Here is a 15,409-nt window from a genome sequence, read left to right on the forward strand (position 1 = left end):
TCATTGCTGAAGCAATCGGTGTTTGTTGTCTGTACTTAGGACGAATATCCTTTTCGTTTATTGAAGCTTAGTAAACCTGACTTGTCAATTGCTTGACGGTTCGTTTCTTTTACCCAGTCTCTTCATACTCCCTATATATAATAAGGTGTAATCCAAAACCGCTTCTTGTACTACTTGTCTGTTATATGTAAAATCTTTCAAAGAACTCTTTCTTTAATTGCTAAGAGAAACCGTATTTCTCAAAAGCGAGTGCAAAAGTACTAACTATTTCCGAAACTACCAAATTTTTCAAGAAGAAAGTTTCATTTTTATTTTAAATTTAACAGCATTAAACACTTCACGGCGTTTTATGTCATACTGCTCCTTATAATATACATACGTGCACTCGCAGATATGTGCGGGCACACACATACATGCCCAATCCATAATACTGTATTGAAAAATAAAGGGAGAAGAAAAGAAGAAAGAAAAGAGGAAAGGAAGAAAAGAGAGAATAAAGGAGGAAAAGGATAAAGAAAACAAGAAACTATGAAAAACATTTTGCCATATAAAAAAAATGTAGTACCTTTGCAGACGTTTTAACGGATAACAAGAAATAATTACATAATTTTTAAAACTTTCAAATGAAGGCATTAGCAATTAAGTCGAGTTTGTTTTCCTGTTTGAAGACATACAACAAGAAAACATTCATGTCTGACCTCATGGCAGGTATCATCGTTGGTATTGTAGCCCTGCCTCTGGCCATCGCATTCGGTATCGCTTCTGGCGTGACCCCTGAAAAGGGTATCATCACCGCTATTGTAGCAGGTCTTATCATCTCCATCTTCGGTGGAAGCAAGGTGCAAATAGGTGGTCCTACGGGAGCATTCATCGTTATCATCTATGGCATTATCCAGAAATATGGCATGGAAGGTTTGACGATAGCGACACTGATGGCTGGTCTGTTCCTGGTTCTCTTTGGACTTCTCCGTCTTGGAACCATCATCAAGTATATCCCTTACCCTATCGTAGTGGGATTCACCAGTGGTATCGCCGTAACCATTTTCACGACCCAGATCAAGGACCTCTTTGGATTGACACTAGCTTCCAATCCTTCCGACTTCCTGGAGAAATGGGGTGTCTACTTCCAGAGTTTTGATACCATCGATCCATGGTGTGCCCTCATCGGTGTAGTGAGCGTAGTGGTTATCGCCATCACACCAAAGTTCAGCAAGAAGATTCCGGGTTCTCTCATTGCCATCATCCTGATGACAGTAGTAGCACTATTGCTCAAGCAGTTTGCTGGTGTAGAGAGCATAGAAACCATCGGTGACCGCTTCTCTATCAGCAATGAGTTGCCTGCAGCCCAGGTTCCAGAGATGAACTGGGAGACTATCAAGAGTCTCGTATCTCCAGCCATCACCATCGCCATTCTGGGTGCTATCGAGAGTTTGCTTTCTGCAACCGTAGCCGATGGTGTCATCAGCGATCATCATGACAGTAATACCGAGTTGGTAGCCCAGGGTTTGGCTAACCTCGCTTCCCCACTCTTTGGCGGAATCCCAGCCACAGGTGCCATCGCCCGTACCATGACCAATATTAATAATGGTGGTAAGACTCCAGTTGCCGGCATCATTCATGCTGTGGTATTGTTGCTGATATTCCTCTTCCTGATGCCTCTTGCCAAATACATCCCGATGGCATGTCTTGCCGGTGTATTGGTTGTTGTATCCTACGGAATGAGCGGATGGAGAAGTTTCCTGGCGCTGATGAAGAATCCGAAGAGCGATGTTACAGTGCTCCTGATCACCTTCTTCCTCACCATCATCTTCGACCTGACCGTGGCTATCGAGGTAGGTTTGATTATCGCCTGCCTGCTCTTCATGAAGCGAATGAGCGAAACCACCGACGTGACAGCCATCACAGATGATGAGATTGACTTGAACAAGGAGTTCGACTTCCTCTCTACCAACCTTGAGCACTATACGATTCCTAAGGGTGTAGAGGTATACGAGATCAATGGTCCGTTCTTCTTCGGAGCCGGTAACAAGTTTGAGGAAGTGATGGCAGCTTTCGGAGATCGTCCAAAGGTACGTGTCATCCGTATGCGCAAGGTTCCATTTGTTGATTCTACTGGTATCCACAACCTCACCAACCTCTGCAAGATGAGCCAGAAGGAGGACATTCAGGTTGTACTCTCTGGTGTATGTGAGAAAGTGAATGCCCAGTTGGAGAAGGCAGGTTTCTACAATATTCTTGGCAAGGATAATATCACAGATCACATCAGCAAGGCTCTGAAACGTGCTGAAGAGATTATTGAGAAGGAAACTGTTAATAGTTAATAGTTTACAGTTAACATTTTACTGATTGTAGACCATCAAATAAAAAAGATGCATTGCTGGATATACCAGTAATGCATCTTTTTTTATTGTCATCAAGTAACTGTTAACTATCAACTATTACAAAACTGTTAACTATAAACTGTTAACTATAAACTATTACAGAACCTTTCCCAGGAACTCCTGCAATCTTGGCGATTTTGGATGGTTGAATATTTGCTCAGGAGTTCCATCTTCCGTGATATAGCCGTCACAGAAGAAGAGAACACGGTTTGCCACTTCTCTTGCAAACCCCATCTCATGCGTCACCACCACCATGGTCATTCCCTCGGCAGCAACATCTTTCATCAACAGCAACACCTCTCCCACCATCTCTGGGTCCAGTGCCGAAGTCGGCTCATCAAAGAGGAGCACCTCGGGATTCATCGCCAGGGCACGGGCGATTGCCACACGCTGCTTCTGTCCACCCGAAAGACTGTCGGGATAGCTGTCTGCCTTGTCCAGCAGTCCGATACGGGTCAGGAGTTCCGTTGCCTTCTCATCGGCTTCTTCCCTTGTCATCTTGCCCAATTCTACCGGAGCCAGCATGATATTGCGGCGAATAGTCATATTAGGGAAGAGATTGAACTGCTGGAACACCATGCCCACTCTCTGGCGCATCTTGTTGATGTCTACATCCCAGGAAGTGATATCCATACCGTCGATATAGATTTTACCTTTGGTAGGTTCCTCCAGCAGATTGATGGAGCGCAGGAAAGTACTCTTTCCGCAACCCGATGGACCGATAATGGCTACAACCTCGCCTTTCTTCACCGAGGTTGTGATGCCTTTCAGTACCTCGTTGTCGCCGAAGCGTTTACGAAGTCCTTCTATCTTGATTATTTCGTTCATTTTATTCATTGTTTTATCTTTCACTCTTTCTCAGTCGCTTCTCCAGCTTTCTCACGCCTGCATTCAGTCCGAGAACGAGGATGAGATAGAGGCAGGCTACTACGCCCAATGGCATCATTGCCTCGTAGGTGATGCTTCGGATGATGTCAGAACCCTTGGTCAAGTCTCCCAGTCCGATATAACCGCTGATAGAGGTTTCCTTGAGCAGAGTGATGAGCTCGTTACCCATTGCCGGGAGCACATTCTTGAAGGCTTGCGGCAGGATGATGAGGCGCATGGTCTTTCCATACGAGAGACCGAGACTTCTGCCCGCCTCCATCTGGCCTTCATCCACCGACATGATGCCCGAACGGATTACCTCGGCAATATAGGCAGCCGAGTTCAATCCGAAGGCGATGACAGCCACCAGTATCTTATTGACATCTGCCGAGGCAAAGACCACATAATAGATGATGAGCAACTGCACCATCGTTGGCGTGCCACGCATGATGGTGAGATACAGCTGACAGAGCATATTCGGAATCCTCCAGCCGCCTCTACGCTCATGACGTGCTCTTACGATGGCTATCACCGTACCCAATATCACGGAAAGGATGATGGCAAAGAAGGTGATGATGAGCGTATTGCCCAAGCCCTGCAACAGATACTGATAACGGTTGTCATCCATGAAGCAGGATTTGAACTTATCTATCATTCCCGGCTGATTGCCAGCAGCTTTCACGTCTCCGGAATTCACCATGATGACCTGTCTGACATCGGCATAGGAATCTGTAAATCCGATATTCTTCTCTCGTTCAGGAGTCACCGTGATACCGGCAATACCTGCATCTGCCTTACCAGCCTGCACTGAGGTGATGATGGCGTCAAACTCCATATCGAGAATCTCCACATCCACGCCCATCACATCGCCGATGGCATTCGCCACATCCACATCGATGCCCACAATCTTGCCATTCTGGTAATACTCGAAAGGCTCGAAAGTAGCGTTGGTGGCAAATCGCAGACTCTTCTTCAGTCCCAGATGCTCCAGCGCTTCCGGTCCCACTTTCTTCACATCCGAAGTCTTGGGCGTATAAGCCACGGCAATGCCCCTTTCCAGATGGCGGTTTACGATAGAGTCGATAACGCCATTCGCTTTCAGGATACGGATGGCATGATTGATGGACTGCTTCAACTCTGAATGATCCTTAGCCACACAGATAGCGAACGAAGAAGCGTCGAAGGTCTCAGGCAGGATATTGAGCGATGGATTCACCCGCTTAAATGCCTTGGCTGGCGCCTCATCGGTCACCATACAGTCTATCTTACCCTGCAGGAGTGCCTGGATGGCATCGGCACCCTTGTTGTACCGTTCCACCTTGGTGCCATCTCCTTTCTTTTCCAACTCGGTGGCAAGTCCGTCACTCGTGGTACCGAGCTGCACACCTATCACAGCCCCCTTCAGGTCTGCCTTTGTCTTCAACTGCTTTCGGGTTTCTGAAGATTCTGAACCGCATGCTGCCAGGAACAGACAGAGAAGCATCGCCCAGAAACTCAGTCGAAGACATCTTAAATTTCTATATTTCATTATTTCTGTATCTACTTATAACTGCTTCATATACTCAGCGCACATCTCTGCGCATCTCTCACCGTCTACGCCAGCCGATACGATTCCCCCAGCATATCCTGCGCCTTCACCGCATGGGAAGAGTCCCTGGATGCGTACATGCTGCAGGATTTCCCTGTCACGGATGATGCGGACAGGCGATGAGGTTCTCGTCTCCATCGCTATCAGGGTAGCCTCGTTGGTCAGGAAGCCATGTGCATTCTTGCCGAAGGTCTTAAAGCCTTCCTGCAGACGCTTGCTCACGAACGAAGGCATCCAGAAATGCAGCGGACTGCTGATGATACCCGGAGCATAGCTGCTTTTTGGCAGGTCGTAGCTCAGACGGTTGTTCACGAAGTCGGCCATACGCTGGGCTGGTGCTGTCTGCTTCATGTTGCCCTGTTGCCAGCACTGCTTTTCTACTATCTGCTGGAAGTACATCATCTGGAGTGAAGAGTGAAGATTGAAGAGTGAAGAATTCTCCTGCGCCTTCATTTCCGTCTGTTCGATGATAGCCTGATGTTCCTTCACGAACTGCGCCACATCCTCGGGATGCGTTTCCACCACCATGCCCGAATTGCTCCAGGCAGTGCCACGGTTACTAGGACTCATACCGTTCACCACGAGCTGTTCCGGTCCGGTAGCAGCCGGAATCACAAAGCCACCCGGACACATACAGAAGCTATAGACACCTCTGCCATCTACCTGAGTAACGAAGCTATATTCGGCAGCAGGCAGATATTTTCCTCTACCACTCTTATTGTGATACTGAATCTGGTCGATGAGCTGGGATGGATGTTCCAGGCGCACGCCCACGGCGATGCCCTTTGCCTCGATATCTATCTTTGCCGAAGCGAGATAGCGGTATACATCGCGGGCACTATGACCTGTTGCCAGGATAACCGGTCCGCGATAAGTTTCCTCAGCACCCGTAGCCAGATTCACGGCTTCTACACCTATCACCCTATCGCCAGCTGCAGCATCAGATGCCGTCAGCTTACCTTCACTCTCAAGGATCAGACGAATCATCTTGGTCTTGAAATGCACTTCGCCGCCACACTTGATGATGGTGTTGCGCATGTTTTCAATGACGCGCGGCAACTTGTCGGTACCGATATGCGGATGGGCATCTGCCAGGATATTGGTATTGGCACCATGCTGGCAAAAAACGTTCAGAATCTTGTCTACACTTCCCCTTTTCTTGCTTCGGGTATAGAGTTTGCCGTCACTATAAGCACCGGCTCCACCTTCACCGAAACAGTAGTTGCTCTCCCCATCCACTTTTTGGGTTTTGGTAATGTTAGAAAGGTCCTTCTTGCGTTCGCGCACATCTTTTCCCCTTTCCAATACGATAGGACGGTAACCCAATTCTATCAGGCGCAGAGAAGCGAAGAGGCCGCCAGGTCCCTCACCCACAACAATAACACGAGGTCTGCTGCTCACATCGGGATATTCCGTATGAATATACTGGTCGTCTTGCGGAAACTCATTGATATAGGCACGCACCTTCAGGTTCACGAAGATGGTACGCTGGCGGGCGTCGATGCTTCGCTTCAACACTCTCACCTGATTCAATGTTCTCACATCCAATCCTTTCTCCTTGGCGAGATAACGCTTGATGCCTTCCTCGCTTGCTGCCTGTTCGGGCAGAATTCTTATCTGATACTCCTGAATCATTTATTTTAAACTTTGAACTTTGAGCTTTGAACTTTATGATTAGTTTTATGAAAATGACGAGTGACAAGTGACGGATTTCACATTACATTCACAATTCACTTTTCACTTTCACTTTTTCATGCTTCCATTGTAGCCAGCACTTCGAGCGTATCCAGATGATACATGGTGAACTTGCCATCTTCCAATGTTGCGAATGTTGGAGGATTGCCACCCTTCGGGAAGGTGATGCTGCCCGTATTGACGATGGCTTGTCCCTTCTCGTTATGAGAGAGTTCCCAGAGATGGGAGTGGCCATAGATCATAGCCTCGTAAGGACCCTTTGGCATGTTTTCCTTATTATAAACATGACCATGGGTCAGTAGATAACGCTTTCCATTATCTACCAGCAGGGCATAAGTCTCCATGATAGGGAAATCAAGGAGCATCTGGTCTACTTCCGCATCGCAGTTGCCACGCACGGCGATAATCTTGTCTGCCAGCGCATTCAGTCTTTCTACGATACCCTTAGGGTCGATTCCTTCCGGAATTCGGTTGCGGGGACCGTAGTTGATGATATCACCCATGATGCACATCATGTCACACTTTTCAGCCTCGAAGAAGTCGAGGACTTTTTCCAAGGCTGGCAAACAGCCGTGGATATCAGAGAATAATAGATATTTCATTACTTGATTCTTTAATAATCACCTTCTATCCAACGTCTACCAGATTTAGTAAACTTTCCCCAAAAAACCAAGCTAACACTGATAATAGCAGCTATAGCAAAAAGTATTGTCAACATTTCCATAATTACTTCTTTTTTAATTCTACTTTTAATAACATATTCGCAAATAGGGCTAAACATGCAGCAGCTATTACTGCGCATCCCATGCAAACAATGTTAGTTACTCCCATTGCCTCACCAGTAAACAACGGAGACAATGCACCAATTCCAATACCGCTGCATACCATCTTTGAAAGACCAAAGAAATACTCAGCCAGCATCTCATTTCGTTTGAAATTGCGTTCAACGAGTTGAATCTTACTATTTACTTCTGTAACCATATTGCTGATGCTTTGAATTACATCGGCAAAAGTACACATTTTCTTCGAAACTGGCAAACTTTTTTCTTATTAATTCTCCGCAAATCCCTATATATATAAGGTATAAGAACAAAAACGAACATTAAATTACTGCTATCCGGGCTTTTTCATCTACAATATGCTACTTTTTTGTTAAAATCCTTGGCAGTTTGATAGATTATTTGTACTTTTGCCCACAAGTTTTGCTACAGCCCCGGTCGTTTCGGGGATGGCATTACATTACCAACGCAAAAATTCAAGAACGTATGAAAGTATTAAAATTCGGCGGAACATCGGTTGGTTCCGTAAAAAGCATCCTCAGCTTAAAACGTATCGTTGAAAATGAGGCTAAGAAACAGAGTGTAGTGGTTGTCGTGAGCGCACTTGGCGGTATCACCGACAAACTCTTGCAAACATCTCAGCTTGCCCTCAAGGGTGATGAACAGTGGAAGGTCGAATTCGACGCCATGGTTGATCGCCACCACAAGATGATTGATACCATCATTACCGAAACAACAGACAGAGAGAATCTTTTCAAATCAGTTGATGCACTCTTCGAGCAGTTGAGAAGCATCTACTTCGGTGTGTATCTCATCCACGACCTCAGCGAGAAGACACAGGATGCCATCGTGAGTTATGGAGAAAGACTCAGTTCCAAGATTGTAGCCACGCTCATCCGTGGTGCCAAATGGTTCGATTCCCGCAATTTCATCAAGACCGAACGCATCAACGGCAAGGGTAAGCATACCCTCGACAGCGAACTGACCAACAAGCTGGTAAAGGAAGCCTTTGCCGAGCTTCCTCGCATATCTCTCGTACCGGGTTTCATTAGCCGCGACAAAAACACGGAGCGCACCACCAACCTGGGTCGTGGTGGTAGCGACTACACAGCAGCCATCATTGCAGCAGCCCTCGATGCTGAGGTGCTCGAAATCTGGACCGATGTGGACGGATTCATGACTGCCGATCCACGTGTCATCAAATCTGCTTATACCATCAACGAACTGAGTTATATTGAGGCGATGGAGCTTTGCAACTTTGGTGCAAAGGTCATCTACCCTCCTACTATCTACCCGGTTTGTGTCAAGAATATTCCTATCAGAGTGAAGAATACCTTCAATCCTGAAGCTCCTGGTACCATCATCAAGAACAAGATTGATGCCGACCAGAAGCCTATCAAGGGTATTTCTTCCATCAACGGTACCGCCCTCATCACCGTTACCGGTCTTTCCATGGTGGGTGTCATCGGTGTCAACCGCCGCATCTTCACCGCTCTTGCCAGCGAGGGCATCTCTGTGTTCATGGTTTCCCAAGCTTCTTCTGAGAACTCTACATCTATCGGTGTGCGTGAGCAGGATGTGGAAGAGGCTGTCAGCGTATTGAACAATGAGTTCAAGAACGAGATTACCGATGGCGCCATGTTCCCTATGCACGCTGAGTGCGGACTTGCCACCATCGCCATCGTGGGCGAAAACATGAAGCATGCTGCCGGTATCGCCGGTAAGCTCTTCGGCACGCTCGGACGTAGCGGTATTTCCGTCATCGCCTGCGCACAGGGTGCTTCTGAAACCAACATCTCTTTCGTAGTGAAGAGTGATTATCTGAGAAAGTCGCTCAACGTTCTGCACGACAGCTTCTTCCTCTCAGAATACAAGGTGCTCAACCTCTTTATCTGCGGTGTGGGTACCGTGGGCGGCAAACTCATCGAACAGATCAAGAATCAGTATGCCGACCTCATGGAGCGCAGCAAGCTGAAGCTGAACGTAGTAGGAATCGCCTCTTCCAAGAATGCCATTTTCAATCGCGACGGTCTTGATCTCGAGAATTATTACGAGGAGCTGAAGAAGTCTATTCCTAGCACTCCGGAGGTCTTGCGCGATTCCATCCTGGCAATGAACATCTTCAACAGCGTGTTCGTAGACTGTACAGCCAGCAAGGAAGTTGCAGCTCTCTACCAGAGCCTTCTGGAGCACAACGTGAGCGTCATTGCAGCCAACAAGATTGCGGCTTCAAGCGAATATGAAAACTATGAGAAGCTGAAGAAGACAGCCATCCAGCGTGGCGTGGTATTCCGTTTCGAGACCAACGTAGGTGCAGGTCTTCCTATCATCGGAACCATCAACGACCTTCGCAACTCGGGAGATAAAATCCTCAAGATTGAGGCTGTACTCTCCGGCACACTCAACTTCATCTTCAACGCCATTTCAAGCGTGGTACCATTCTCCGAGACCGTCCGTCTCGCCAAGGAGAAGGGCTACAGCGAGCCAGATCCACGCATCGACCTCAGCGGCATGGACGTAATAAGAAAGCTCGTCATCCTTTCACGCGAGGCTGGTTACAGAGTGGAACAGGAGGATGTGGAGAAGAACCTCTTCGTACCAGACAGCTTCTTCCAGGGCTCGCTCGACGACTTCTGGAAAAAGCTTCCTAAGCTCGATGCCGACTTCGAAGCCAAGCGCAAGACGCTCGACCTGGAGCACAAACGCTGGCGCTTCGTGGCTACTCTGGACGGCGGCAAGACCAGCGTAGGCTTGCAGGCGGTGGGTCCGGAGCATCCTTTCTACAATCTGGAGGGTTCCAACAACATCGTATTGCTCACCACCGAGCGCTACAAGGAGTATCCGATGATGATCCAGGGCTACGGAGCCGGAGCCAGCGTAACTGCTGCCGGAGTCTTCGCCAACATCATGAGTATTGCGAATATATAATGAATAATGTACAATGAATAATTGTTCATTATAAATTATGAATTATAAATCGATTATGAAGCATATTATCATTCTTGGCGACGGAATGGCTGACCACCCAGTGGAAAGACTGGGTGGAAAGACACTCCTGCAATACGCCAGCAAACCATATATGGACATGCTTGCCAAGAAAGGCAAGACAGGACGACTGGTTACTGTTCCTGACGGTTTCCTCCCTGGTTCAGAAGTAGCAAACAGCTCTATCATGGGCTATGACCAGAACGAGGTTTACGAGGGACGCGGACCGCTCGAAGCTGCCAGCATCGGCTATGAACTGGAGCCTACCGACCTTGCACTGCGCTGCAACATCATCAATGTGCAGGACGGCAAGATTATCACCCACAACGGTGGTAACCTGGAAACGGAAGATGCGGAAGTGCTCATCAAATATCTCAACGATACCCTCGGCAAGAAATATCCTGATGTCAAGTTTGTTACCGGCATCCAGTATCGCCACCTCCTGGTGGTAAAGCACGGAAACAAGCATATCGACTGCGCTCCACCTCATGATCATCCCAACGAGGAATGGCAGAAGCTGATGGTGAAACCCGTCCTGCCGGAGATTGGAGGCGATGAGGGTCACATCAGCCGTCGTGATACAGCCGACCTGCTGAACCAGCTGATTCTTGAGAGTCAGGAACTCCTGGAGAACCATCCTTTCAATGTGGCTCGCAAGGAGCGTGGCGAACGAATGGCCAATCTTATCTGGCCATGGGGCGGAGGTTACCGTCCTCACATGCTCACACTCTCCCAGATGTATCCACAGATCAAGAAGGGTTCCGTTATTTCTGCCGTCGACCTGATCCGAGGCATCGGCCATTACGCCGGTCTGCGCAACATCATCGTTGAGGGCGCTACGGGTCTTGCCAACACTAACTATGAGGGCAAGGCTGCTGCAGCTATCCAGGCACTGAAGGATGGCGACGACTTTGTATATGTTCACGTAGAGGCAAGCGACGAGGCGGGTCATGATGGCGATCTGGAACTGAAGCTGAAGACCATCGAGAACCTCGACCAGCGACTCATCAAGCCTATCTTCGATGAGGTAAGCACCTGGGACGAGCCGGTATGCATCGCTGTTCTCCCTGACCATCCTACTCCGGTAGAAATCCGTACCCACGTCAAGGAGCCTGTACCTTTCATCATCTATTATCCTGGCATTGAGCCGGATAGCGTAGAGCAGTATGATGAGGTAAGCTGCGTTAGTGGCGGCTACGGCATGCTGCAGCTGCAGGAGTTCATGAACGCCTTCATGGCAATCAATTAAAATCAACGGCTTCATGATAGCCCCAAAGCTAATCATAAAGTTCAATGTTCAAATCTCAAAGTTCAAAGTAAAAAATGAAATATTATTCAACAAATAAGAAAGCACCCATCGCCGATCTTCACAAGGCGGTAGTTAAAGGTTTGGCAGAAGACCGTGGTCTCTATATGCCGGAAATCATCAAGAAGCTGCCACAGGACTTCTTCGACAACATCGAGAAACTGAGTTTCCAGGAGATTGCCTACAAGGTAGCTGATGCCTTCTTCGGCGAGGACGTTGATGCCGAGTCATTGAAGAAGATTGTATATGATACCCTGGCTTTCGACTGCCCTGTAGTTGAGGTAGAGCCTAACATCTACTCTCTCGAGCTGTTCCATGGTCCTACCCTCGCCTTCAAGGATGTGGGTGCACGCTTCATGGCACGTCTCTTGCAGTACTTCGTGCGTCAGGAGGGCAAGGAAGAGGTGAATGTGCTCGTAGCTACATCGGGCGATACCGGTTCGGCTGTTGCCAACGGTTTCCTCGGCGTTGACGGCATCCACGTCTACGTGCTCTATCCTAAGGGCAAGGTCAGCAAGATTCAGGAGAGCCAGTTCACTACCCTGGGTCAGAACATCACAGCCCTCGAGGTGGATGGCGTGTTCGATGACTGCCAGGCACTGGTGAAGTCGGCATTCATGGACGAGGAGCTCAACAAGCACATGAAGCTCACCTCAGCCAACTCTATCAACGTGGCCCGCTTCCTGCCTCAGGCTTTCTATTATTTCAACGCCTATGCCCGCATGAAGGAGAAGGGCCTCGCCGACAAGCTGGTCATCTGCGTGCCTAGCGGCAACTTCGGCAACATCACAGCCGGACTCTTCGGTCATGAGATGGGATTGCCTATCCACCGCTTCATCGCTGCCAACAACGCCAACGATATCTTCTACGAATATCTGCAGACTGGCAAGTACAATCCACAGCCTAGCAAGCAGACCATCGCCAATGCCATGGACGTAGGCGACCCTTCAAACTTTGCCCGCATCTACGACCTCTACAAGGGCGATCACGATGCCATCGCAGCCTACATCGGCGGTGCCACATACAAGGACGAACAGATTGCCGAGACCATGAAGCAGTGCTACAACGAGACCAAGTATGTGCTTGATCCTCACGGAGCTTGCGGTTATCGCGCCCTGAAGGAGCAGTTGAAGCCAGGCGAGGTTGGCATCTTCCTGGAGACTGCTCATCCAGCCAAGTTCAAGGAGAAGGTAGACAGCATCCTGGAGAGCGACATCGAGATTCCAGCCCGTCTTGCAGAATTCATGAAGGGCGAGAAGAAGAGCATCCAGATGACCAAGGACTTCGATGCCTTCAAGAATTTCCTGATGAACGAATAGGGTTTCAGAGCTATAGTTCTTCAGAGCAAGAAGAACCAATAGTTTTTCAGACAAATCAGAAAAAATGAAGAAAATAATCATGGGCATTGCCCTATTATCCAGTACCTTTTTGGCAGCACAGGCACAGTGCTGCCAGAAAGGTTCTTGCCATTCTGAGCAGGCTTCCGGCAAGGACTGCTGCGCTCAGGAAGGCCTTTACACTACATCCTATGCCGACAACCCCAAGTTGGTGAAGAAGGCAGAGAAATGGGCCAAGAAGGGAGCCTGGCGAAACGGATTCACCAAGGCAAACCCTCACGCCAGTGTCAACCTGGTAGACTTCTACCAGCAGTATCAGAAGAATCCCAAGCAGTGGAAGGCGCTCTTCGAATACATCGCCAAGACCGATCTCCTGACCATTCCAAAGGGCAAGCATCAGATTCCGGGCTCTGACCTCACCGTCAGCGTAGAAGACAGCGAGAACGGACCGCTGGAGAAGCGACAGAGCGAGAGCCACTACAAGCACATCGACTTCCAGTATGTCGTGAAGGGCGTGGAACGGTTCGGCATCATCGACCACCTTACCAGCAAGCCCAACTGCAAGTATCGTCCGGACGTGATCCATTATGATTACGACAAGTCGAAGGCTCGTTTCTACGACAGCAATCCCAACGAGTTCTTCATCTTCTTCCCCAACGATTGGCACATTGCCAAGATCAACAACGACTCCAACGACCAGTCTATCCGTGTAATCGTGATAAAGGTAGATTACGTAGAGTAAATAAATCATTAACGAGACAAAAATTATGAAGATTGTCATATTAGACGGCTATGCCGCAAACCCGGGAGATTTGGATTATCATCTTCTGGAGCAGCTGGGCGAGGTAGTAGTCTACCCTCGCACATCAGACGCCGAGAAAGTGGAACGTGCCAAGGATGCCGACATCATCCTCCTGAACAAGGTGCAGATGGATGCAGAAACGCTGGCACAGCTCCCCAATCTGAAATACATCGGCATTCAGGCTACGGGCTTCAACGTGGTAGACATCAAGGCTGCCAAGGAGCAGGGCATCATCGTGACCAACATTCCTGCCTACAGCACGGACAGTGTTGCTCAGATGACCTTCGCCCTCATCCTTGCCGTAACCAACCGTGTAGAGCATTATGCTCAGGAGAACCGCAACGAGCGCTGGGCAAACAACAAGGATTTCTGCTATTGGGACACCCCATTGATGGAGCTTGCCGGCAAGACCCTGGGCATCATGGGCTTGGGCAATATCGGCATGAAGGTAGCCTGCATCGCCCGCCAGTTTGGCATGAACATCTGTGCCTTCACCAGCAAGAGTGCCAGCTCATTGCCTGAGTGGATTCAGAAGATGAGCAAGGAGGGATTGCTTGCCACGAGCGACATCCTTTCTCTTCATTGTCCGCTGAATGATGATACCTATCATTTCATCAATGCCGAGAGTCTGGAGAAGATGAAGGATACCGCCATCCTGGTGAATACGGGTCGTGGTCCGCTGGTAGATGAGGAAGCCGTAGCCGCCGCTCTTCACGATGGCAGTCTTGCTGCCTACTGTGCAGACGTGATGACCGAGGAGCCACCATCAAAGGACAATCCTCTCTGGAACGAGCCTAATGCCTACCTCACCCCTCACATTGCCTGGGCCACCTACGAGGCTCGCGAGCGCCTGAACAAGCAGGTAGCCGCCAACGTCAAGGCATTCCTCGAAGGCAATCCGATTAATGTGGTGAATAAGTAAAGATAATTCGTTTAAGTAGCAGAAAACAGCCAACCTTCAATATACCAATTGAAAGTTGGCTGTCTTCTTATAGTTTTCTTCTGAACTGCCTAATCAGGCACTTGGGATTTCGTCTCATATCCCATAAGTCAACAAGAATAATTCTATCGTATTCCGCATCATACCGATAGATGATTTTCCAATTTTTCATGATGATGGCACTACGGTATGGGCGTAAAATGGCTTAGATGGTTTTATATAAGCCATAAACCTTTAGTTTTAAGGTGGTCTATCATATCCTCTTCATCAATGAGTCCATTTTTCTCTATGTCGGCTTCTATGGCTTCTATACGAGCTATGGCTTCTTCTTCGTTGACAGGTCCCCATCCCGCAGGTATTCGATTCCAATCAATATCATCATCGAAGTTATCTTCGGTGAACTTTTCTTCAGGAAGTACAACTGCCGTATTTCCATGATAGGCTGGCGTTGGCTCTTCAGCAAAAGCTGCGCCATGTTCTTCCGGTAAGTGATATTTTTTCTCTTTCATACCTCTATCTGTTTAAAATTGTGACTAAGCAGCTTATCTTCTGCAAAGATAATGCAAACGAGCGCAATGAAAGCTTGCTTTCAGATTGCCGAGTGCAGCATATCTTCTACAAAGATAATGCAAACGAGCGCAATGAAAGCTTGCTTTCAGATTGCCGAGTGCAGCATATCTTCTACAAAGATAATGCAAACGAGCGCAATGAAAGCTTGCTTTCAGATTG

Annotated in this window: 13 protein-coding genes; 7 read left to right on the forward strand and 6 right to left on the reverse strand. The window is 48.3% G+C overall.

Going from position 1 to position 15,409, the window contains the following annotated elements; all coding sequences use genetic code 11:
• Window positions 1-623 precede the first annotated feature (623 nt).
• Entirely contained in the window at window positions 624-2,321 is a 1,698-nt protein-coding gene (locus ACTQ53_RS16190; protein ID WP_294972587.1) for a sulfate permease, read from the forward strand.
• A 156-nt stretch (window positions 2,322-2,477) separates the two neighbouring features.
• Here the strand turns inward: ACTQ53_RS16190 and ACTQ53_RS16195 are convergent, their stop codons facing one another.
• The 5 genes from ACTQ53_RS16195 to ACTQ53_RS16215 form a co-directional block, all read right to left on the reverse strand.
• Window positions 2,478-3,218: an amino acid ABC transporter ATP-binding protein gene (locus ACTQ53_RS16195; protein ID WP_294972584.1), complete on the reverse strand. Its 741-nt coding sequence runs from the start codon at window positions 3,216-3,218 to the stop codon at window positions 2,478-2,480.
• Window positions 3,219-3,222: 4 nt separating this feature from the next.
• Window positions 3,223-4,776, reverse strand: coding sequence for an ABC transporter substrate-binding protein/permease (locus ACTQ53_RS16200; RefSeq protein ID WP_295346638.1), 1,554 nt, complete (start codon window positions 4,774-4,776; stop codon window positions 3,223-3,225).
• A gap of 15 nt (window positions 4,777-4,791) precedes the next feature.
• Window positions 4,792-6,471 carry an NAD(P)/FAD-dependent oxidoreductase gene (locus ACTQ53_RS16205; RefSeq protein ID WP_441934230.1) on the reverse strand — a complete coding sequence of 560 codons (1,680 nt, stop codon included), beginning with the start codon at window positions 6,469-6,471 and terminating at the stop codon, window positions 4,792-4,794.
• Window positions 6,472-6,587: 116 nt separating this feature from the next.
• Entirely contained in the window at window positions 6,588-7,133 is a 546-nt protein-coding gene (gene yfcE, locus ACTQ53_RS16210) for a phosphodiesterase (RefSeq protein WP_153126261.1), read from the reverse strand.
• Window positions 7,134-7,257: 124 nt separating this feature from the next.
• Window positions 7,258-7,512: a hypothetical protein gene (locus ACTQ53_RS16215; RefSeq protein ID WP_441934232.1), complete on the reverse strand. Its 255-nt coding sequence runs from the start codon at window positions 7,510-7,512 to the stop codon at window positions 7,258-7,260.
• A gap of 284 nt (window positions 7,513-7,796) precedes the next feature.
• On the opposite strand from ACTQ53_RS16215, the gene thrA reads away from it, so the two are divergent.
• The 5 genes from thrA (at window position 7,797) to ACTQ53_RS16240 (ending at window position 14,662) form a co-directional block, all read left to right on the forward strand.
• Window positions 7,797-10,238: a bifunctional aspartate kinase/homoserine dehydrogenase I gene (gene thrA / locus ACTQ53_RS16220; RefSeq protein WP_295346630.1), complete on the forward strand. Its 2,442-nt coding sequence runs from the start codon at window positions 7,797-7,799 to the stop codon at window positions 10,236-10,238.
• A 55-nt stretch (window positions 10,239-10,293) separates the two neighbouring features.
• A complete protein-coding gene (locus ACTQ53_RS16225; RefSeq protein ID WP_441934235.1) occupies window positions 10,294-11,544 on the forward strand; it encodes a cofactor-independent phosphoglycerate mutase in 1,251 nt (416 codons plus the stop codon).
• A gap of 74 nt (window positions 11,545-11,618) precedes the next feature.
• Complete coding sequence (gene thrC / locus ACTQ53_RS16230; protein WP_441934237.1) at window positions 11,619-12,920, forward strand: threonine synthase; 1,302 nt, start codon at window positions 11,619-11,621, stop codon at window positions 12,918-12,920.
• 64 nt (window positions 12,921-12,984) lie between these two features.
• Window positions 12,985-13,680: a YhcH/YjgK/YiaL family protein gene (locus ACTQ53_RS16235; protein ID WP_441934239.1), complete on the forward strand. Its 696-nt coding sequence runs from the start codon at window positions 12,985-12,987 to the stop codon at window positions 13,678-13,680.
• A gap of 25 nt (window positions 13,681-13,705) precedes the next feature.
• A complete protein-coding gene (locus tag ACTQ53_RS16240) occupies window positions 13,706-14,662 on the forward strand; it encodes a D-2-hydroxyacid dehydrogenase (protein WP_441934241.1) in 957 nt (318 codons plus the stop codon).
• Between the two features lie 233 nt (window positions 14,663-14,895).
• Here the strand turns inward: ACTQ53_RS16240 and ACTQ53_RS16245 are convergent, their stop codons facing one another.
• Complete coding sequence (locus tag ACTQ53_RS16245; RefSeq protein WP_441934243.1) at window positions 14,896-15,189, reverse strand: hypothetical protein; 294 nt, start codon at window positions 15,187-15,189, stop codon at window positions 14,896-14,898.
• 20 nt (window positions 15,190-15,209) lie between these two features.
• Here ACTQ53_RS16245 and ACTQ53_RS16250 point away from each other — a divergent pair.
• Window positions 15,210-15,409, forward strand: a 200-nt coding sequence (locus tag ACTQ53_RS16250) for a hypothetical protein (protein ID WP_441934245.1), incomplete at its 3' end; no start/stop codon positions are given.

Source organism: Prevotella sp. Sow4_E9_plate (genome assembly GCF_052116205.1).
In the GTDB taxonomy this organism is placed as follows: Bacteria; Bacteroidota; Bacteroidia; order Bacteroidales; family Bacteroidaceae; genus Prevotella.